The 20,223-nt window shown below is 61.3% G+C and carries 21 protein-coding genes and 1 pseudogene; 9 read left to right on the forward strand and 13 right to left on the reverse strand.

Annotated features, from left to right (window positions below; translation table 11 throughout):
* Positions 1 to 13: 13 nt before the first annotated feature.
* From GXB78_RS27685 to GXB78_RS27705, 5 genes are all read right to left on the reverse strand, one after another.
* Entirely contained in the window at positions 14 to 1,363 is a 1,350-nt protein-coding gene (locus GXB78_RS27685) for an APC family permease (RefSeq protein WP_329517808.1), read from the reverse strand.
* Positions 1,364 to 1,431: 68 nt separating this feature from the next.
* Positions 1,432 to 2,184: an N-formylglutamate amidohydrolase gene (locus GXB78_RS27690; protein ID WP_329517809.1), complete on the reverse strand. Its 753-nt coding sequence runs from the start codon at positions 2,182 to 2,184 to the stop codon at positions 1,432 to 1,434.
* Positions 2,168 to 3,499 carry a type I glutamate--ammonia ligase gene (locus GXB78_RS27695; RefSeq protein ID WP_329517810.1) on the reverse strand — a complete coding sequence of 444 codons (1,332 nt, stop codon included), beginning with the start codon at positions 3,497 to 3,499 and terminating at the stop codon, positions 2,168 to 2,170. The genes GXB78_RS27690 and GXB78_RS27695 overlap by 17 nt, the downstream gene beginning before the upstream one ends.
* Positions 3,496 to 4,140, reverse strand: coding sequence for an isochorismatase family cysteine hydrolase (locus GXB78_RS27700; protein WP_329517811.1), 645 nt, complete (start codon positions 4,138 to 4,140; stop codon positions 3,496 to 3,498). Before GXB78_RS27700 ends, GXB78_RS27695 begins: the two co-directional genes overlap by 4 nt.
* Positions 4,141 to 4,142: 2 nt before the next feature.
* Complete coding sequence (locus tag GXB78_RS27705) at positions 4,143 to 4,997, reverse strand: MurR/RpiR family transcriptional regulator (RefSeq protein ID WP_329517812.1); 855 nt, start codon at positions 4,995 to 4,997, stop codon at positions 4,143 to 4,145.
* A gap of 318 nt (positions 4,998 to 5,315) precedes the next feature.
* On the opposite strand from GXB78_RS27705, the gene GXB78_RS27710 reads away from it, so the two are divergent.
* Both GXB78_RS27710 and cobF read left to right on the forward strand, forming a co-directional pair.
* A complete protein-coding gene (locus GXB78_RS27710) occupies positions 5,316 to 5,885 on the forward strand; it encodes a histidine phosphatase family protein (protein WP_329517813.1) in 570 nt (189 codons plus the stop codon).
* The gene (gene cobF / locus GXB78_RS27715) at positions 5,885 to 6,640 is read left to right on the forward strand and encodes a precorrin-6A synthase (deacetylating) (protein ID WP_329517814.1); all 756 of its coding nucleotides are present in this window, start codon (positions 5,885 to 5,887) and stop codon (positions 6,638 to 6,640) included. Before GXB78_RS27710 ends, cobF begins: the two co-directional genes overlap by 1 nt.
* A gap of 361 nt (positions 6,641 to 7,001) precedes the next feature.
* Here cobF and GXB78_RS27720 read toward each other — a convergent pair whose 3' ends face one another.
* From GXB78_RS27720 to GXB78_RS27730, 3 genes are read right to left on the reverse strand one after another with little or no spacing between them, the layout of a single operon-like run.
* The gene (locus GXB78_RS27720; RefSeq protein WP_329517815.1) at positions 7,002 to 8,183 is read right to left on the reverse strand and encodes an acetyl-CoA C-acetyltransferase; all 1,182 of its coding nucleotides are present in this window, start codon (positions 8,181 to 8,183) and stop codon (positions 7,002 to 7,004) included.
* A gap of 11 nt (positions 8,184 to 8,194) precedes the next feature.
* A complete protein-coding gene (locus tag GXB78_RS27725) occupies positions 8,195 to 8,860 on the reverse strand; it encodes a CoA transferase subunit B (protein ID WP_039762320.1) in 666 nt (221 codons plus the stop codon).
* Between the two features lie 24 nt (positions 8,861 to 8,884).
* Positions 8,885 to 9,583, reverse strand: a complete 699-nt coding sequence (locus GXB78_RS27730; protein ID WP_329517816.1) for a CoA transferase subunit A — start codon at positions 9,581 to 9,583, stop codon at positions 8,885 to 8,887.
* Positions 9,584 to 9,861: 278 nt separating this feature from the next.
* Between GXB78_RS27730 and GXB78_RS27735 the strand changes: the two genes are divergently transcribed.
* On the forward strand, positions 9,862 to 10,797 hold the full coding sequence (locus GXB78_RS27735) for a LysR family transcriptional regulator (protein ID WP_329517817.1): 936 nt from the start codon (positions 9,862 to 9,864) through the stop codon (positions 10,795 to 10,797).
* Between the two features lie 44 nt (positions 10,798 to 10,841).
* On the opposite strand, the gene GXB78_RS27740 is transcribed toward GXB78_RS27735, so the two are convergent.
* Positions 10,842 to 11,459, reverse strand: a complete 618-nt coding sequence (locus tag GXB78_RS27740; protein ID WP_329517818.1) for a DNA-3-methyladenine glycosylase family protein — start codon at positions 11,457 to 11,459, stop codon at positions 10,842 to 10,844.
* 58 nt (positions 11,460 to 11,517) lie between these two features.
* Positions 11,518 to 12,600, reverse strand: a complete 1,083-nt coding sequence (locus GXB78_RS27745) for a bifunctional transcriptional activator/DNA repair enzyme AdaA (protein WP_329517819.1) — start codon at positions 12,598 to 12,600, stop codon at positions 11,518 to 11,520.
* A gap of 109 nt (positions 12,601 to 12,709) precedes the next feature.
* Between GXB78_RS27745 and GXB78_RS27750 the strand changes: the two genes are divergently transcribed.
* Positions 12,710 to 13,141, forward strand: coding sequence for a VOC family protein (locus tag GXB78_RS27750; RefSeq protein WP_329517820.1), 432 nt, complete (start codon positions 12,710 to 12,712; stop codon positions 13,139 to 13,141).
* Here GXB78_RS27750 and GXB78_RS27755 read toward each other — a convergent pair.
* Positions 13,123 to 14,241: a carboxylate-amine ligase gene (locus tag GXB78_RS27755; protein ID WP_329517821.1), complete on the reverse strand. Its 1,119-nt coding sequence runs from the start codon at positions 14,239 to 14,241 to the stop codon at positions 13,123 to 13,125. The genes GXB78_RS27750 and GXB78_RS27755 overlap by 19 nt on opposite strands.
* Before the next feature lie 159 nt (positions 14,242 to 14,400).
* Here GXB78_RS27755 and GXB78_RS27760 point away from each other — a divergent pair, with 159 nt between their 5' ends.
* From GXB78_RS27760 to GXB78_RS27775, 4 genes are all read left to right on the forward strand, one after another.
* Positions 14,401 to 14,676 carry a hypothetical protein gene (locus GXB78_RS27760; RefSeq protein ID WP_329517822.1) on the forward strand — a complete coding sequence of 92 codons (276 nt, stop codon included), beginning with the start codon at positions 14,401 to 14,403 and terminating at the stop codon, positions 14,674 to 14,676.
* Positions 14,677 to 14,871: 195 nt separating this feature from the next.
* On the forward strand, positions 14,872 to 15,477 hold the full coding sequence (locus tag GXB78_RS27765) for a biliverdin-producing heme oxygenase (RefSeq protein WP_329517823.1): 606 nt from the start codon (positions 14,872 to 14,874) through the stop codon (positions 15,475 to 15,477).
* Complete coding sequence (locus GXB78_RS27770; protein WP_329517824.1) at positions 15,474 to 17,711, forward strand: ATP-binding protein; 2,238 nt, start codon at positions 15,474 to 15,476, stop codon at positions 17,709 to 17,711. Before GXB78_RS27765 ends, GXB78_RS27770 begins: the two co-directional genes overlap by 4 nt.
* 191 nt (positions 17,712 to 17,902) lie before the next feature.
* A complete protein-coding gene (locus GXB78_RS27775) occupies positions 17,903 to 18,490 on the forward strand; it encodes a LysE family translocator (protein WP_329517825.1) in 588 nt (195 codons plus the stop codon).
* A 150-nt stretch (positions 18,491 to 18,640) separates the two neighbouring features.
* Here GXB78_RS27775 and GXB78_RS27780 read toward each other — a convergent pair whose 3' ends face one another.
* Entirely contained in the window at positions 18,641 to 19,474 is an 834-nt protein-coding gene (locus tag GXB78_RS27780) for an AraC family transcriptional regulator (protein WP_329517826.1), read from the reverse strand.
* A gap of 34 nt (positions 19,475 to 19,508) precedes the next feature.
* Positions 19,509 to 19,682: pseudogene (locus tag GXB78_RS27785) on the reverse strand (VOC family protein); the annotation flags it as partial.
* A 97-nt stretch (positions 19,683 to 19,779) separates the two neighbouring features.
* On the opposite strand from GXB78_RS27785, the gene GXB78_RS27790 reads away from it, so the two are divergent.
* Positions 19,780 to 20,172 carry a GFA family protein gene (locus tag GXB78_RS27790; protein WP_329517827.1) on the forward strand — a complete coding sequence of 131 codons (393 nt, stop codon included), beginning with the start codon at positions 19,780 to 19,782 and terminating at the stop codon, positions 20,170 to 20,172.
* Positions 20,173 to 20,223: the final 51 nt, after the last annotated feature.

Genomic DNA, 20,223 nt, shown 5'->3' on the forward strand with positions numbered 1-20,223 from the left:
GCTCTTTTTCTTGTCAGCCTTTGCTCGGATCGGGCAGCGCAGTGCTGGCGCCGAGCTTGTTGAGGAAAAACAGATAAACCAGACCCAGGGCAATCCAGATCAGGCCGAGTTTCTGCGCATCGACGCCCATGTTGTACATGATCGCGGCGACGATGATGAAGCCGATCACCGGGCAGAGCAGATGGCGCACAACCTGACCCGACTTCTGCCGACGCCAGTAGTGGTTGATCACCGTCAGGTGCAACAGCATGAAACCGCTGAGGGCGCCGAAGTTGATCAGCGAAGTGAGAATGTCCACCGCATTGATGAACAGGTAGCAGATCAGCAATGACAGCACCGCCACCAGATAGATGCTCAGGTACGGCGTGTTGTGTTTCGGATGGACCCTGGCCAGCACTTTCGGCAGTTTGCCGTCGCGGGCCATGCCGAACAGCAGGCGCGAGACGGCGGCCTGCGAGGTGATCGCCACGGCCACGCCCCAGGCCAGCGCCGTGGCGACGGCGGTAAGGGTCGCCAGCCAGCTGCCGGCGGCGATTTCAGCGATTTCATAGAACGCGGTGTCGGCGGACTTGAAGCCCATGCCCGCCGCCAGATCGGTGGCAATCCACGTCTGCACCACGAAAATCGTGCCCATTACCGCGAGGGTGATCAGCGCCGCTCTGCCGACGCTGCGGCCCGGGTCTTCCTTGATTTCTTCGGCAAGGGTCGAGATCGCATCGAAGCCGAGGAACGACAGTACAGCGATCGATACCGCTTGCATCAGCAGGGCGAAGTTGAAGGTTTCCGGGTGATACAGCGGCGCCAGTGTCAGCTCGCCATTGCCGCCGCCGTTGTGCAACGCATTCCAGGCGTAGAACAGGAAGATGCCCAGTACCACCAGTTGCGCCAGCAAGAACAGGATGTTCATCCGCGCGGTAAAGGTGATGCCGCGCAGGTTGACGAACGTTGCGCTGACCAGGAACGCCAGGATGAAGCCAACCTTGGGAATATCCGGGTACAAATGGTTGAGCGCCATCGCCGCATACAGGTACAGCAGCGGCGGAATCAGCAGGTAGTCGAGCAGCATCAGCCAGCCAGCAATGAAGCCGACGTGTTGATTGAGGCCGCGCTGGGCGTAGGAATAGACCGAGCCGGCAATCGGAAAAGCCTTGGCCATGCTGCCGTAACTCAGTGCGGTAAACAGCATCGCGACCATGCCGATGATGTACGCCAGCGGCACCATCCCCGGTGCCTCGGCGTTGACATAGCCATACACACCGAACGGGGCGATGGGGATCATGAAGATCATCCCGTACACCACCAGATCGGTCAGCGTCAGGCTACGTTTCAACTCTTGCTTGTAGCCGAATTCTTCAATTTCCATGAAGCGCAACTCCTTGTCAGCCATCGGTCGTTTTAGTTGTTCTATCGGTCCATCATTTACCGCGATTCTTACAGCAAAGGTGCCAGGTAGCCGGCCCAGCGCGACACCGCTTCGGGGCTGCGCAGAAGATCGTTGCGCACCTCGATCAGCACCGCTTCGAGGCCGCGGGCATCGCCGTGCACCGGCACGGTCATGTCGCCCAGGGGATCAATTCTGTACGGCTGGTTGCCCGCGACTTTCAGCGGATGCGCTTGCAGCCCGTCGAGCAGGCGCTGGGCGTAGGCTTTGGCCTGGCCGAACAGCACGCCGACTTCCAGCGGTCGCGGCTGGCCGTAATACACCGGGGTGAAACTGTGAATACCGACCACGCGCACCGTCTGGCCTTGGGCAATGCGCTCATCGATCAACGTCTGTAAACGTGCATGAAACGGTTTGAACAGGGTCTGCCGGCGGTACTCGCGGGCCGCCTCGTCCAGCTCGCGGTTGCCAGGGATCTGGTAGATCTCGCTCTGCACTGGAATGCTGTCCGGTGCATGGCGCGGGCGGTTGAGGTCGATCAACAGCCTTGAATAGTTGGCGCTGAGCAGGGTGGCGCCGAGCTGTTCCGATAGCTCTTCGGCCAGTTGCAGCGCGCCGATGTCCCAAGCGATGTGTTCGCGCGCGGCCGCCTCGTCCAGGCCCAGATTATTCAGGGCTTCGGGGATGTAACGACTGGCGTGTTCGCACACGAGGATCAACGGGTTCGTCGAGTCCTCGCGGCTCAGGTTGTAGACCGGGCGGTTGAATAGGCCCAGTTCGGCGGATTCAGTACAGGCGTGCATAGTGCTCACACAGGTCAGCGGGCGAGAGCTGTTCCGTCAGCGCCAGTTCCTCGGTTTTCAGGGCGTAATACGTGTCGAGCAGCGGCTTGGGCAGCCATTCATTGAAGGCTGAACTGTCGCGCAGGCAATCCAGCGCCTGCGCCAGCGAGGCAGGCAGGGCGACAATGCCCCGGGCCTTGCGTTGCTCGTCGTTGAGTGAATCGGGAATTTCATCGGTGATCGCGTTCAGCGCCAGACGCTGTTCGATGCCCAGCCGCCCGGCGATCAGCAGCGCGGCCATAGCCAGATGCGGCGAGGCGGTGGCGTCCATGGCGCGGAATTCCAGGTTGAACTGCTGTGCAGCAGACTTGCCACCCAAGGTCACGGTCGGGCAGATGCGCAGCGCCGCTTCACGGTTCTGCTGCCCCAGGCAAGCGTAGGACGCGCTCCAGTGGTGCGGCTGCAAACGTTCGTACGACAGCGGCGTGGGTGCGGTGAAGGCGCAGAGTGCCGGCAGATAATGCAGGACGCCGGCAGCCCAGTGCTGGCCGATGCTCGACAGGCCGTTGCTGGTGCCGGCGTCGTACAGCATCGGTTGACCGGCCAGATCGAGCAGGCTGACGTGCAGATGCACACCATTGCACACCGCCTCGGCGGCGGTCTTCGGTGCAAAACTCAGGTCGAGACCCATCTGCCGGGCGATTTCCCGGGTGATTTCACGCACATTGACCGCACGATCCGCCGCCGCCACGCCGAGGGTCGGGCGGCAAGTGATTTCGTATTGGTGCTTGCCGTATTCCGGCAGGAACATTTCCGGCTCGACCCCGCCGGCGCGCAGGGCGCTGAGCAGCCAGCCGGCGAATTCAGCACCCTGGCGCTGCGCTTCGAGAGAGAACGCTGCGTGTTCCGCGAGCCCGGCATGCAGGTTGAATTCATGTTCGAAGGCGGCGTTGACCTGCAAACCGAGCTCATCGTGATAGCGCTCGATTTCGTCGCGCAGCAATGTACGAGGGCAGGCGCCCCAAGCCTGGCCGTCGGTCTCGCGAATATCGGTGTGGATGAAGTCCAGCACCGGCGCATTGACGTCCGGGCCGTTGCCGACGGTGACACGGCTGCTCAGATCCGGAATCAGCCGCAGGTCGCCGTATGCGCCCCACGGATTACTCGAAGCGATGATGTCTTGTGGCGTCAACGCACTGTTGGCCGGAACCCAGCCGCAGCCCGCTGCCTGGTAATGCTCCAGCTCATCGGAAGGAAACGAGCGGCCACGGGTGATGCCAATCAGGTCAGTGGTGACCAGCGTGGTCATCGGCAGCGGCGACAGGCGTGTGCTCATGGCTGCATCTCCCGCAAACGGCTGAGCACGGTGTCAGTATCGGTGATCCAGCAGTAACCCTTGATTGCATTGAGGCAGGCGTGGTGGCGTTCGGCGGTGTAAGTCGCGCAGGCGTCCTCCACCAGCGTGACCAGATAGCCACGGTCGGCGGCGTCGCGCACGGCCATGTCGACACATTGGTCGGTGACGATGCCAGCGATGATCAAATGACGGGTCTGCAGGTTGCGCAGCACGTAGTCGATGTTGGTCGAGTTGAACACCCCGGAGGAGGTCTTCGGCAGCATGATTTCGTTCTCGGCCGGGGTCAGTTCAGCGATGACCTGAGCTTGCGCGCTGCCCTTGGGCAGGTGCATGTCCGACAGCTTGTGATCCAGCGAGCGGTCGCGACCGTCGGCGGTCAGGCTTTCGATAATCGTGTGCAGCACATTCTGCTGCGCCTGGCGGAAGGCACCTAACAGCCGTTGCTGATTGGGCACCACCTGGCTGCGCGTGCGCTGGAGAAAATACTCGGCGTCCGGCCCGCTCAGGTGCGGGTCGAATTGCGGCTCGAGCCAGGCGCGCTGCATGTCCACCAGCAACAATGCGGTGTGATCGACCACAAACGGCAAGTCCCGAGGCGAGCGGTGGGGAAGGCTGAACATCCTTATTTTTCCTCCAGCAGGTGAGTCGCAAAGTCGTTGCGCACAGCATCGATGCCTTCCAGGCGATCGGCCGGGTCCGGCACGCGCAAGGTCAGGCAGGCAATCAGCGCCTCGACCTGCGCCAGCGCCGGCACCATGGTGTCGAAGGGCGACGCCGATTCCACCGGTGCGCTGATGATCAGGTCGGCCAATTCGCGCAGCGGCGAGGCATAGACATCGGTGAACAGCACCACTCGCGCGTTGTTGTTTTTCGCCGCCTGCGCAACGCGCAGGGCTTGGGTCTGGTAGCGCCGGTAGTCGAAGACCAGCACCACGTCCTGACGTTGCAGATCGTACAAACGGTCGGGCAGCAGGGCGTTGTCTTCCAGGGCGAAGCAGCCAGGACGCAGCAGGCGCAGGTGGTTGAGCAGGTAATTGGCCATGAGAATGCTGAAACGACCACCGAAGCAGTAGACCTGATGGCGGCTGTCGAGCAGCCATTCCACAAGGATGCGCACGTCCTCGGGTTGGGTCAGGGCCTGGGTGTCGACCAGCAAGCGGTGGCTGTCGGCCAGATAATGAGCCCAGGCGTCGTCCTTGTTCTGCTGCGCGCGCGGCTGCAACAGTGTGCGCGGTGAGCGCAGGCGATGATCCATGTCGCTGAGCAGGGCTTCCTGGAATTCGGCATAACCGCCGAAACCAAGTTTCTTCACCAGACGGACGATGGTCGGATCGCTGACACCGGCATGTTCGGCCAGCCGTGCCATGGGCCCGAGACCGTTGCGCGGATACTGATCGAGCAGGGCGCGGACAACCTTGCGCTCTGAAGGCGTCAGGTCGAGGCCGGGATCGGTGATCAGGTCTCTGAGAGGGGGCATCCGGGCTCCTGCTGGATGGGGTGTCGAATTCGTTTCACAATCCGTTAAAAGAGTATTTATGTAATGGGTGTTACATGTCTAGCGAATTTTTGTACAGGTTCAGAGAGCACCAAAAACGTGCAATGCGCCCGTGTAATTAGGGCTACGCCGACATAGCGCGGTGTTGTAGTCCATTGCCTATGATGGTGTCAGATATTGCCTGAGCAAACTTCAGCGGCGAGCGGGCGGCAATCCTCAGGGCTGCGGTTTTACGGCACAATGGCCCGCGCATCGGCTATATCCCGCTGCCTGTCTTATCTTTCGACCGAGTACCTGCTTGTGCCAAGTAGCCGTTTGACACTGATTTGCCATGCGCGAACCATCGCACAGAAACTGGCGCGTTTTCCTACGAACGAGCCCGTTGAAGATTTGCCGGTAGCGTCTGACACGTTGAAAGCGCGATTCGCCTCGCCACGGCGGCTGATTTGCGCGCCGGAGTTGCGAACTCGACAAACGGCAGCGGGGTTTGGCGTTGATGCGCAGGTTGAGCCGGCCCTGCGCGATTGTGACTGGGGACGCTGGCACGGCCAATCGATCAAGGATCTGCAAACCAATGAGGCCGACGCGTTGCAGGCCTGGCTGGCCGATCCTGAAGCGGCGCCCCATGGCGGCGAATCGGTCAGGCAACTGACGGAACGGGTTTCAATGTGGCTGGACACCATCGCCGCAACGCCGGGGCATGTGGTGGCGGTCACCCATCCGTTTGTCATCCGTGCAGCGCTGATGCAGGTGCTGCAGGGCGCAGCGTTCAATGCGATCGACGTCGAGCCGCTGGCAATGATCGAGCTGCGCTTCAATGGCATCTGGCGTCTACGCTTGCCGGGCATGGACCTTGAAGAGGGATTCTGATGAAACAGCTGCTGGTCATCGGCATTGGCGCCGGCAATCCGGACTACATCACGATGCAGGCGGTGAAAGCGCTGAATCGGGTCGATGTGTTCTTTCTGCTGGATAAAGGCCCGAGCAAGCAGACGCTGATCGACCTGCGCCGGGAGATCTGCGAGCGCTACATCACCGACCACGCTTATCGCTTTGTCGAAGCCAGCAGTCCGGAGCGCGAGCGCGGCGATGTCGACTACACGGCGAGCGTCGATGCACTGAACCGCGCCAAGCAGCAGACCTTCGAACGGCTGATCAATGAAGAATTGTCCGACGGCCAGTGTGGCGGATTCCTGATCTGGGGCGATCCGGCGTTATACGACAGCACATTGCGGATTCTTCAGGCGATTCAGGCATCAGGCCGCTGTGAGTTTGAATACGAGGTGATCCCGGGGATTACCAGCGTTCAGGCCCTGGCAGCGCAGCACAAGATACCGCTGAACACGATCGGCCGTTCGGTGGAAATCACCACGGGCCGGCGGCTGGCGGCGGGGCAGGTGAGTGAGGCGGACAGTCTGGTGGTGATGCTGGATGCTGAGGATTCATATCAGCGGGTTGCAGAGCGGCAGACCGAGATTTTCTGGGGGGCTTACCTGGGCACGCCGGACGAAATACTGATCAGCGGCCGATTGGCGGATGTCGCCGACGAAATAGAAAGGGTGCGCAAAGCGGCGCGGGCGGAGCATGGGTGGATCATGGATACCTATCTGCTGCGCAAGCCTTGAATTCTCGGCGCCTGAGCAAGTGCTTTCGCGAGCAGGCTCGCTCCCACAGTTGAAAACGCATTCCCCTGTGGGAGCGAGCCTGCTCGCGAAGGGGCCAGAACATTCACCACAGATTCTCGGCAGGTAAAAAACCGATGTAACGCAGTCAACAGCTCCCTCACCCCAGCCCTCTCCCGGAGGGAGAGGGAGCCGACCGAGTTGTCTTGCATCAGACATCGACCTGAATGACCGAGTCGATTATGGATTCAACTCAGCCCGCTCAGGCCGACATGACTCCTGCGCATCCCCCGATCAATTCCCTCTCCCTCTGGGAGAGGGCCAGGGTGAGGGGCTCTTGAGCAGGCTACAGCGGATGTCGTGGTTAAACGCGTTCCAGCGCCAGCGCCACACCCTGACCGCCGCCAATGCACAAGGTCGCCAGCCCTTTCTTCGCATCGCGCTTGAGCATTTCGTGGAGCAATGTCACCAGCACACGGCAACCGGACGCGCCGATCGGATGGCCGAGGGCGATGGCGCCGCCGTTGACGTTGACCTTGTTCAGGTCCCATTGCAGGTCCTTGGCGACGGCCAGCGATTGCGCGGCGAACGCTTCGTTTGCTTCGATCAGGTCGAGCTGGTCGATGCTCCAGCCGGCCTTGTCGAGGCAGCGGCGGGTGGCAGATACCGGGCCGATGCCCATGATTGCCGGGTCGACGCCAGCGTTGGCGTAGGCAGCGATTCTGGCCAGAACCGGCAGGCCGAGGGCTTTGGCTTTTTCGGCACTCATCAGAATCACGGCGGCGGCTCCGTCGTTGAGCGAGGAGGCGTTGCCAGCGGTGACGCTGCCATCCTTTTTGAACGCCGGGCGCAGTTTTGCCAGGGATTCGGCGCTGGTGTCGCCGCGTGGCTGCTCGTCGACATTGAACGCGACCGGATCGCCCTTGCGCTGCGGAATCAGGATCGGGGTGATTTCATCAACGAAGCGCCCGGCTTCGATGGCGGCGGCAGCTTTCTGTTGGGAAGCAGCAGCAAAGGCGTCCTGCTGTTCGCGGCTGATCTGGTATTTATCGACCAGATTTTCCGCCGTGATGCCCATGTGGTAATCGTTGAACGCATCCCACAGGCCATCGCTGATCATGGTGTCGACGATTTGTGCGTGGCCCATGCGCAGACCGGTGCGCGCGCCCGGCATGATGTAGTTGGACAGGCTCATGTTCTCCTGACCACCAGCGATAATCACTTCGGCATCGCCGCAACGAATCGCCTGCGCACCAAGATGCAGGGCTTTCAGGCCCGAACCACAGACCTTGTTCAGGGTCATCGCCGGTACCGCGTGGGGCAGGCCAGCCTTGATCGCCGCCTGACGCGCCGGGTTCTGTCCAGCGCCAGCGGTCAGCACCTGGCCCATGATCACTTCATCGACCTGCGCCCCGTCCAGACCGGTCTGCTTGAGCAACTGGCGGATCACCGCCGCGCCCAGATCTACTGCGGACACATTGGCCAGGGAGCCCTGGAAACTGCCGATCGCGGTACGCGTGGCGGCAACAATGACGACGTCTTGCATTTTCGAATTCCTCACTCGGCAGCGAACTGCATTTCCGGTACGTGATCCGGGACGATCAGTTTACCAGCGGTTTTGGCGACGATTTCCTCGACGCTGACGCCAGGTGCGCGTTCCTTGAGGACAAAAGCGCCATTTTCGATTTCCAGATAGGCGAGGTCGGTCAGCACGCGCTTGATGCAGCCGGCGCCGGTCAGCGGCAGGCTGCATTTGGCCAGCAGTTTGGACTCACCGTCCTTGGAGGCATGGGTCATGATGACAATGATGTTGTCGGCACCGGCCACCAGATCCATGGCGCCGCCCATGCCCTTGACCAGTTTGCCGGGGATCATCCACGAAGCGATGTTGCCTTCAACGTCGACTTCAAAGGCGCCGAGCACGGTCAGGTCGACATGGCCGCCACGGATCATCGCAAAGGATTCGGCGGAGTTGAAAATCGATGCGCCGATCCGCGCGGTCACGGTTTGTTTGCCAGCATTGATCATGTCGGCATCGATGGTTTCTTCGGTCGGGAACGGGCCCATGCCGAGCAGGCCGTTTTCCGACTGCAGCATGACTTCCATGCCTTCGGGGATGTAATTGGCGACCAGGGTCGGAATGCCGATGCCGAGATTCACGTAGTAGCCGTCCTGCATTTCGCGGGCGACGCGTTGAGCCATTTGTTCGCGGGTAAGTGCCATGTTGTTGTTCTCCGTAGGCCTGAATTATTTGCGGATGGTGCGTTGTTCTATGCGTTTTTCGAACGTGCCGCAAATGACCCGGTCGACGTAGATGCCCGGGGTATGGATCTGCGTCGGGTCGAGTTCGCCGGGTTCGACGATTTCTTCGACTTCGACCACGGTGATCTTCCCGGCGGTGGCGGCCAGCGGGTTGAAGTTCTGCGCAGTGTGACGGTAAACCACGTTACCGAAATGGTCGGCCTTCCAGCCTTTGACGATGGCGAAGTCGCCGGTGATGGACTCTTCCATCAGGTATTTGCGGCCCTTGAATTCACGCACTTCCTTGCCTTCGGCAACTGGGGTGTCGACGCCGGTGGCGGTGAAGAACGCCGGTATGCCAGCGCCGCCGGCGCGCATTTTCTCGGCGAGGGTGCCCTGCGGGGTGAGGATGACTTCGATCTCGCCCTTGAGCAGTTGCTCTTCGAACAGTTTGTTTTCGCCGACGTAGGAGGCGATGACTTTGCTGATCTGACGGTCGCTGAGCAGCACGCCAAGACCGAACCCGTCAACGCCGCAGTTGTTGGAGACGACAGTAAGGTCGCGGGTGCCCTTGCGCTTGATCTCGGCGATCAGGTTTTCCGGAATGCCGCACAGACCGAAGCCGCCAGCGATGACGGTCATGCCGTCTTCCAGCCCGGCCATCGCTTCCTCGTAGGAACTCACACGCTTGTCGAAACCTGCCATAGGCACCTCTTTTATTATTTGCGGGCGGCTGGCTAGCCGAATGACTGGAGTGTCTCTCTGCGGGATATATTTGTTAAGTTGATTTTTTCTGCGGATTGATTAATAAACATCAATAATTAACATTTCGGCGATCTCCTGTAGGAACTGCCGAGGGCTGCGATCTTTTGCCGTTGATTTTCAAGATCAAAAGATCGCAGCCTTCGGCAGCTCCTACATGGGGGCGTCGCATCACGGCTTGCAGCTTGAAGCTTGCCGCTCGCAACTGGAGCAACGCGACCATGACCATCAAACAGATCCGCGCCTTTCTCGCCGTGGCGCATAGCCTGAGCTTCGCCGTAGCCTGCGAGCGTCTGCACCTGTCGCAATCGGCGCTTAGCCTGACCATCAAGGCGCTGGAGGAGGGCTTGGGCGGGCGGTTGTTCAGCCGCAATACCCGCAATGTTGCGTTGACCCCGGAAGGCGAATCCCTGCTGCCGCTGGCGCGTCGGTTGATCGCCGACTGGGACAACGCCGAAGACGAAATGCGTCAGCGTTTCAGCCTGCAACGCGGACGCGTGACGCTGGCGGCGATGCCTTCGTTTGCCGGCAATCTGCTGCCGCCGATCCTCAAGAGCTTTCGCGCGCGCTATCCGAACGTCAACGTGACGGTCAACGACGTGATCAACGAGCAGGTGCTGGAAATGGTCCGCGACCGGCAGGTGGAACTCGGTGTGGCATTTGCGCCGATGCAGAGCACTTCGATGACTTTCACACCGTTGTATGTCGATCGCTTTGTCGCCGTGGTGCCAGCGGATTCAGCGCTGGCCGGTCGCGCCGACATCGATTGGCAGACCTTGCTGCAGGAACCGTTCATCACCTTGCAGCGGCCATCGACCGTGCGGGTAATGCTCGAAGAGCATTTGCAGGCACGCGGGATGAAGTTGCCGGTGGAGTTCGAGAGCCATCAATTGGCGACGGTCGGCCGGATGGTTGCCAGCGGGCTTGGGGTCAGCGCGGTGCCGGCGTTGTGTGCGGGGCAAATGCGTGAGCTCGGTGCGCATTGCCTGACCTTGAGCGATTCGGTGGAGCGGGCGATTGGTGTGTTGACCGAGCCGGGCAATGAGCTGTCGGCCGCGGCGCAGGCGTTGTTCGAGATTCTCAAGGCTGAGGATTTGCAGCGCCAGTTCGATTTTCCCCTCACCCAAGGAACGCGGAAACAGCGCGCCGAACGCTGATTCAGTGTGGGAGCGAGCCTGCTCGCGAAAAACGATAACGCGGTCTAGACCTTGGCCACTCGCCACAGATACCAGGCGGCTACCGTCCGATACGGGCTCCACGCCTGACCAATCTCGATCATCTGTTTGCGCGTCGGCTGTATCTCCAAACCCTTCAAACGCCGATAACCCTCGCGCACGCCAAAATCATCAGCCGGCAGAATATCCATGCGTTCGAGGCTATAGATCAACAGCATCTCCACGGTCCAGCGGCCGACTCCGCGCAGACTGGTCAGGCGTTCGATCAGGGTTTCATCATCCATCGCCCGCGCTGTCGGGTAATCCGGCACCACGCCGTCCAGTGTCGCCTGGGCAATGCCCTGAATCGTCGCGATCTTGCTCGCTGAAAACCCGCAGGCGCGCAGGTGCTCGACCTCGGAAGCCAGAATCTGCTCCGCACGCGGAAACGCCTGCCCCGGAAACAATCCCACCAGACGCGCGAGAATCGCGTCGCCGGCCTTGGCATGCAGTTGCTGATAGGCAATCGCCCGCACCAGCGACTCATACGGATCGCGCGCCGGATGTGGCTGATGCAGGCATGGCCCGACCGCGCTGATATGGCGTTGCCAGTCAGTGTCCATTGCGGCCAGAAACGCGCTGGCCGCGTCATACACGTCAGTCATGCTGCGGTGAATCGAGCGTACTCATCGAAATTCCTTCTCGTTAAGTTGATTGAAAGCTTCAGAAAGCCAATTGTTGAGTCATTTGCAGCGCAGCGTTTTCCAGCCGAAGCAGAAACGCCTTGCGCGGCTGTCCGCCACCATAGCCAGTCAGCGAGCCGTCTGCGCCAATTACCCGGTGGCAGGGCACCACGATCGACAGGCGATTGTGCCCGTTGGCCAGACCGACCGCGCGGCTGGCACCGGGTTTGCCCAGCCCGGCGGCGATAGCGCCGTAAGTGCTGGTATGGCCATAGGGAATTTGCAGCAGCGCCGCCCAGACCTCGCGGGCGAACGCGCTGCCGGGCAGGTGCAACGCCACGCTGAACTGAGTGAGTCTGCCGGCAAAGTAATCCGCCAGTTGCACTTCGATCTGCTGCAAATGCGCGTTGTGCCCCGGCGCGACGGCGTAGCCGTAACGGTTTTGCAGGGCTTCGACTTCCCGGGTCAGGGCCGGGCGATCGAGAAACTCCAGCAGCACCAGCCCACGGCGCTCGGCCATGGCGATCATCGGCCCCAGCGGCGTGGTCAGGCGAGTGAACAGCAACGGCTCACTGTTGGCGGCGCGGCCCGGGGTGATGTGGAAGGACTTCTGAAAGGCGTCGCGAAAACCGCTGAGCGACTCGTAGCCGGAATCAAACGCGGCGTGATCGATCGATGTGCCTTGCCTGATCCCGCCCAGCGCCATGCCGAGCCGTCGGGTGCGCAGCCAGGCGTGGAAGGTCATGCCGAAGTGCTGTTTGAACCAGCGCCGCAGCTTCAGCGGTTCGATGCCCTCGGCGAGCAATTGCGCATCGCTCCAGCGCCGTTCGGGGTCGGCGTCCACTGCGTTGAGCAAGCGTTGCACCCAGTCCGGGGCGATTGCCGCCGCGTCCAGTGGCTTGCAGCGCAGGCAGGCGCGATAGCCCGCGCACAGGCATTCGTCGGCGTGGGCAAAGAATTCGACGTTTTCCGGTTTCGGCTTGCGCGCCGTGCAGCTCGGGCGGCAGAAAATCCCGGTGGTCTTCACGGCTGTGAAAAACACGCCTTCATAGGCAGTGTCGCGTTCGAGCATGGCGCGAACCATTTCGGCGTGGGGCGGCAGGACAGCGGCTGGTATGTTCATGGGCAGAGAGTAAATCCGCTTTGTCGATGGCTCCACCGAAAAATCGACAGTGAATTTTTTCGCTGGTGCAGCACAATGAGCGGGTCGCCGCTTTCAAGGAAGCCAACCCATGCATCCGTTTTCCATTCAGCGCATTGATCACATCGTCCTGCGCGTCGCCGACCTGCAACGCAGCATCGATTTCTACGCCAGGGTGTTTGGCGCCGAAGTGGTCAGGCATAACCAGCCGCTGGGGCTGGTGCACTTGCGGGCCGGCACGTCGATGATCGATCTGGTCGACCTTGCAGGCGAACTCGGGCGCAAGGGCGGCGGCGCGGCTGAGGCGGACAAACGCAATGTCGATCATTTTTGCCTGCGCATCGAGCCGTTCGACGAAGCGGCGCTCATCGCTCACCTGCGCTCGTTCGGCCTGACCGTGGAGCAAGCCGCCAGACGTTTCGGCGCCGAGGGTTACGGCCTGTCGCTGTACTGTTTCGACCCGGACGGCAATCAGGTCGAACTCAAGGGCCCGTCCGAGAGCGCTCAGCCAGCCGTTTCCTGAAGCAACGATTCAGTCACGTGCGCCAGCGCCAGGTGGCCGTTTTGCGGTTGTTCAGACGCCAGGTTGAATAGCGCCAGTTGCCGATCTGCGCTGGTGCCGCTGTCGATGATCGCCCGCGCACGCTCGAACAATTGCGCCGCGCCCAATACCTGCGCGGTCTCGGCAAAACGCTGCTCGGCCAGCTCCAGCCACTGCGTGATCGTACAGTCGCCGTCGATGCCCTCGACCAGAAAGCGTGCATGAGTCCCCAGGCGTTTTGCACGCCAGCGGTTCTCTTCCAGCATCGAGCGCGCGGTCTGGTCGTAGAGCAAGCCGGGCCGCCGCTGTGCACTGGCATGCGCCACCAATACGCGAAAAAACGCCGCGAGCGTCAGCGCATCGTCGACTCGAGGGCAAGCGTCAGTCATACGCAGCTCGAGAGTCGGAAAACGCGCGGCCGGGCGCACACCCCACCAGCACTCGCTCGGTTGAGTGATCGCGCCGATGCGCAGGAGAAACGCCAAGTGCTCATCGTAATGGCGCTGATCGGCAAACAGCGGCGGAATGCCCATGCGTGGCCACTCGTCACACGCGGTCTGCCGATAACTCATGAAACCACTGGCGGCGCCATCCCAGATCGGCGACGAACAGCTCAGCGCCAACAGCAGCGGCGTCCATGGCAGCACTTCATTCATCACCGCAACGCGATCCAGCGGCTCGACCACCTCGACGTGCACATGCAGCCCCGACAACACGCTGCGCCGGGCGACATGGCCGTAGCGCTCGAACAGATGATGGAAATGTTCCTCGTCGGTAGGCACCTGCTCACGCCAGTCGGCCAGCGGGTGACTGCCGGCACTGAGCACCCCCAGGCCAAACGGTTCGAGGGCTGCACCCAAGGCCTGACGGCTGCCACGGAGAAAATCGCCGGCGTGCACAAAGTCGCTGAACACCGGCGAGGCCACTTCGATCTGCCCCTGAAACATCTCCGTGGCAAACCACAGCCCCAGCGCCGCCCGACAGGCCTCGATGGCCTGTGGCGGAGGACTGCCGACCATGCGCAGGGTTTGCAGGTCAGTGACAAAGTACTCTTCCTCAATGCCGAATCGCGGGTGGCTCATGGCAGTGCTCGAGCGAGTGTTTCTCTTCAGAACCCCCCGCAGCAACGGTGGTTCAAGCCAGGCGACCAGTGCCGCGAATGCACCGTTGGTCTTGTCCATTGCACTCGAGCGGCCAGCGCGTTTCCAAACTAGTCCGATCAACGTGTTCTGGAGGCAGACATGAGCAACCGATCCAGCAACGACAAGGCCCTCGACGAAAACCTGAATCCCAACGATGACGGCTTCGCCATCGGCACGGCCGGGCGTGATGAAGATCCCAACGCCACCACCGACTGGGACGTCAGCCGTGACAGCGAAGATGTCATGACACCGAACGATACTCGCGGTCTGCCCGGTTACCCCGGGGCCGAAAAAAACAACCCTGCGAAACCCGTTGCCGACCGCAGCGTGCCGGCCAACGGCGATCCATCGGTGCAGAACGACGGCGCTGATTGAGGTGATCTCTGCTGGCAGGATAATGGCGTCGGTCGAACTTTTTTGATCCGGCGCCACTCTCAACCTGTCATAGGGTCGCGGCTCGACAGAAAAAACGCTTCTGCAGGCAGAAAAAGCCTCGTGGCGTGATAAATTCCCCCCCACGTTGTGCCCACCCAGAATGGCCCCTGCCGGGTCCCACCAAGAGCGATCTACATGCAAGCAAAGGCCCGTGAGGTTTATGTGCCACCGGTGCTGCAAGATCTGCGGGCCGGCACAGCCGAACTGCACATCGCACTGGAAAAACGCCTTCCTTTTTTCTCCGACTCCCTCGATACCCGCGCTTTCGAACGCTTGATGGCGGCCTATTACGGTTTCTATCAGCCACTGGAGCGGGCGTTGCTCGCCAGTGGCGCGGTCCCGGAAGATTTCAATCTGACGCCTCGTCTGAAGGCCGAAACCTTGCACGCCGACCTGCGCGCGCTGGGCGCGACGGCCAATGATCTGCCGCTGTGTGGCGACTTGCCGGTGATCGACTCCAGCGCTGCCAGCCTTGGCGTTCTGTACGTGCTCGAAGGCGCGACCCTTGGCGGGCAGATCCTGCGTCGAGAGATTGCCGCGCGGCTGAATCTGGACGCCGACAACGGCGCCGCGTTTCTCGATGTCTACGGCGCGGCCACCGGGCGGCGCTGGCGCGAATTCATTGAATACCTGAGCAACCGGCCCATGACGGCCAGCGAACGCGCGGCCGTGGTCAGCGCAGCACAAACCACATTCAGCTGTTTCGAGCAGTGGCTCGAGCGCCAGGAGGTACTGGCATGAACCTGCAAGACCAACAAGCCTTTGAAGAACTGCTGGCCAATTGCGCCGACGAGCCGATCCGCTTTCCCGGCGCGATTCAGCCCCACGGTTTGCTGCTGACCCTGAGCGAGCCTGCACTGCAGATCATTCAGGTCAGCGCCAACGTTGAAACCCTGCTGGCCCGCACGCCCGAAGCGTTGATCGGCCAGCCGCTGCACAGCCTGATCGGCGCCGAACACACCGCGCAAGTACTGCAAGCCTTGCAGCAGACGACGTTCTGCGAGGCGGCGCCGCTGCGTTTCGAGCTTAACGGCACTGAATTCGAAGGTTTGCTGCACCGCCATCAGGGCGTACTGATTCTCGAGCTTGAGATCCACGTAAAGAATTTCCAGCCGCGCAATGTCGCCGGGGTCAACACCCATCTGGGCCGCATGCTCCAGCGCCTGCAAGCGGCGACCACGTTGCAGGCCCTGTACGACATCAGCGTCAAGGAAATCCAGGCGATGACCGGTTACGACCGGGTACTGATCTATCGCTTCGAGGAGGAGGGCCACGGTCAGGTCATCGCCGAGGCGTCCGATCCGTCGATGGAAGTGTTCAACGGCCTGTTCTTCCCGGCCTCGGACATCCCCGAGCAGGCGCGCGAGTTGTATCGCACCAATTGGCTGCGGATCATTCCCAACGCCGATTATCGGCCAGTGCCGCTGGTGCCGAAGTTGCGCCCCGACACGCAGACGCCGCTGGACCTGAGCTTCGCCACGTTGCGCAGCGTCTCGCCGATTCACTGCCAGTACATGAAGAACATGGGCGTGCTGTCGTCGATGAGCATTTCCCTGCTCAAGGGCGACAAGCTCTGGGGCCTGATCAGCTGCGGCAATCGCCAGCCGCTGCACGTGCCGCATGAATTGCGCATGGCCTGCCAGACCATCGGCCAGGTTCTGTCGTTGCAGATCAGTGCGATGGAAACCCTGGAACTGACCCGCCAGCGCGAAGAAAAGGTCGAGGCGCTGGCGCGGCTCAATCAAGCGATGATCGATTCGCCGCAGAACGTGTTCGACGGCCTCGCGCAGCAGCCGGCGACGTTGATGGCGCTGGTCAATGCCGGCGGCATCGCGATCATCGAAGACAAGCAGCTGCACCGTTACGGCAACTGCCCGGCGCCAGAAGAAATTCGCGCGCTGCACAAATGGTTGCAGGAACGCGGCGAGCCGGTTTTTGCCAGCCATCATCTGTCCAGCGTTTACCCGCCGGCGGCGCAGTATCAGTCGGTGGCCAGTGGTGTGCTCGCCATGAGCCTGCCGAAACCGGTGGACAACGGCGTGCTGTGGTTCCGTCCGGAAGTGAAGGAAAACATCAACTGGAGCGGCGACCCGCGCAAGCCGCTGGATCTGGAAAACTCCGACGCCGGGATGCGCCTGCGTCCGCGTACCTCGTTCGAGATCTGGAAGGTCGAGATGGCCGGGATCTCCACCAAGTGGAGCCACGGTGATCGGTTCGCCGCCAATGACCTGCGTCGTTCGGCGCTGGAAAACGATCTGGCCCGCCAGGTACGACGCGAGCAGGAGGCAGTGCAGGCGCGCGACGATCTGGTGGCGGTGGTTTCCCATGACCTGCGCAACCCGATGACGGTGATTTCCATGCTCTGCGGCATGATGCAGAAAGCCTTCAGCTCGGAAGGCGCACACACCTCGCGGCGCATCTCCACAGCGATCGACACCATGCAACAGGCCACGGCGCGGATGAACACGCTGCTGGAAGATTTGCTCGATACCTCGAAGATCGACGCCGGACGCTATTCCATCACCCCGCAGGCGTTGGACGTCGGGCTTATTTTCGAAGAAGCGCAATCGCTGCTGTCGCCGCTGGCCCATGACAAGGACATCAGCATTTCTTTCCAGGCCGATCCTGACCTGCGCATCCACGCCGATCCCGAGCGGTTGTTTCAAGTGCTGTCGAACCTGGTCGGCAACGCCATCAAATTCACCCCGCGCATGGGCACCGTGGGGGTTCATGCCAAGTCGGTGGGCGATGAGATCGTCTTTACCGTGCGTGACAGTGGTGAAGGCATTCCCAAAGAGCATTTGCCGCATGTGTTTGATCGCTACTGGACGGTGAAGGAAGGCAACCCGACCGGTACGGGCCTGGGTTTGTACATCACCCAAGGCATCGTCGAGGCCCACGGCGGGCAGATCGTCGCCGAGAGCGAGCTGGGGCAGGGCAGTGAGTTCCGCTTCACCGTCCCGCGCCTGGCCTGAGTGCCCACTGTAGGAGTGAGCCTGTTCGCGAAGGCGCCAGTCCAGTCAGCGCCGGATTGAATGATCCACCGCTTTCGCGAGCAGGCTCGCTCCCACAGGTGATTTGCATCCTCAGGGTCATTTTCTTCAATACCTGAAATACGCCGGCCGCTACCGTAGCCCCCTCGTTCCTCGTTTGAAGCAGGTGTGCAATGAGTCTGATTGTTTCCATGGCGGCGTTTGCCCTGGCCGCCTCCATCACCCCCGGGCCGGTCAATATCGTTGCCTTGAGCTCCGGCGCGCAGTACGGCTTTCGCGCCAGTCAGCGACATGTCGCCGGGGCCACGTTAGGGTTTGTGTTGCTACTGGTGCTGATGGGGCTGGGTTTGCACGAGGTACTGAAAGTCTGGCCGTTCATGACGCGAGTGGTGCAATGGGCCGGGGTGGCGTTTCTGCTGTTCATGGCCTGGAAACTGGCCAGCGATGACGGCCAGTTGCACACCTGCGAGTCCGGCCGCGCGCCGTCGATGCTCTACGGCGCGGTGATGCAATGGCTCAACCCCAAGGCCTGGCTGGCGTGCGTGGCCGGCATGGGCGCGTTTGTCGCCGACGGCGAGGCGCGGCTGGTCTGGCAGTTCGCGGCGGTGTATCTGGTGATCTGCTACCTGTCGGTGGGCTGCTGGGTGTATGCCGGGACGTTCTTGCGCGGCTACTTGAGCAACGCGGCGGGGATGCGCTGGTTCAACCGCTCGATGGCGTTGTTGCTGGCGGTGAGCGCGGTCTATCTCCTGATCACTTGATTTCCTGACCGCATTCCCTCTGTAGGAGCTGACGAGTGCAACGAGGCTGCGATCTTTTGATCTTGCTTTTGAAGATCAGGATCAAAAGATCGCAGCCTCGTTGCACTCGTCAGCTCCTACAGGGGATATGTGTGTTATCGGAGATCGGGTTCAGCCGCGATACTGCCCCGGCGTCGCCGCGAGATGTTGTTTGAACGCTCGCTGAAAATGCGCCTGATCGGCAAACCCGGCCTCATGCGCTACATCAGCAATCAACCGCCCGCTGCGCAAGCGCTCGCGGGCGAACTGGATGCGCTGGTTGACCAAAAAGGCATGCGGCGTCATTCCGTAACGCTGCTTGAACGCACGTATCAGGTACGACGGCGACAGCTGCGCCGCCGCGCAAATCGCCTCGAGGCTGAGCACCTCGGTGCAATGCTCACGGATGAATTCAGCGGCGCGTTCCAGCTTGAAATTCGGCTCCAGTATTGGCTGATCAGCCGGATTCAGGCGCAGTTGCAGCTCACTGAAAAACTCCACCGCCGCGCTCTGTTTCGCCAGCGCCTCCAACTTATCGTCGACCAACACCTCGTACAAGCCCATCAACCTGCCGAACAGCTCGGCATCAGCCAGATGCGTGTCCGAAAAACGGCGAAATTCCAGCTCGGCCGCGAATCCTGACTGATGCTGCAAATCCGTCAGCCATGGCGTCTCGACATACAACATCACATACGACCACGGCTGGTCATCGACCGGATTACAGGCATGCACATCGCCGGGATTCATCAGCACCACGGTGCCGGCCGCCACCTCGAACTGCGCTTGCTCATGCACATAAGTGCTGCGCCCGGCGGTGATCGCGCCAATGGAAAAGTGCGCGTGGGAGTGCCGCGCATAACAGACCTCGCGCCCATCCGCGATGGCCCGCGCCTCGATGAAAGGCAGGGCGTCGTCGCGCCAGAAACGCGGGGCTTTCTCTGGGTTTTTCGCAGCGGCGTGTTTCATCGTGGTCTTCCCGACAGGTCTGCGCCCGAGTGTATTAGCTCTGGCCGTCGAATGCCCGTTGCAGTGCAGCGACATCAAGCTTTTTCATCTGAAACATGGCCTGCATCGCCCGCTGCGACTTGCGCGTGTCCGGGTCTTGGAGCACCTGCAGGAAGCCGACGTGAATGGCCTGCCAGGACATGCCGAACTTGTCCTTGAGCCATGCGCATAGGCACCGACTGTTATAGGCTGAGTGGAGTATCGCAACGGGTCCTTTGAACGGCACTTGGCGATTGTATTTATCAAGAGCGCAATGCAGGTAAACCATGAATACACTGACCGGCGGATGCCTGTGCGGCGACGTGCGTTTTCAAGCAAAGGGCGAGCCTTACCGGGTCGGGCTGTGCCATTGCCTCGATTGTCGCAAAGTGCACGGCGCGTTGTTTCATGCCTCGGCGATTTTTCCTGAAGATGCGGTGAGCATCAGCGGTGAAACCCATGACTACCAAGGGCGGCATTTTTGTCCGCGTTGTGGCTCGTCGGTGTTCAATCGATCCGCCGATGAAGTCGAAATCAACCTGGGCGCCCTCGACGCGCCGGATCAACTGCAACCCACCTATGAAAGCTGGACGGTACGGCGCGAATCGTGGCTGCCGGATTTTCCGCTGGCCAGGCATTACCGTGGTGATCGTGAGGGCAAAGGGCGGGTAGAGGGATAGGGGATTGATTCAACCTTCAGCACACCTGCGACTTCTGTGGGAGTGAGCCTG

Origin of the sequence: Pseudomonas moraviensis subsp. stanleyae (assembly GCF_036283065.1) — a bacterium.
Classification (GTDB): Bacteria; Pseudomonadota; Gammaproteobacteria; order Pseudomonadales; family Pseudomonadaceae; genus Aquipseudomonas; species Aquipseudomonas stanleyae.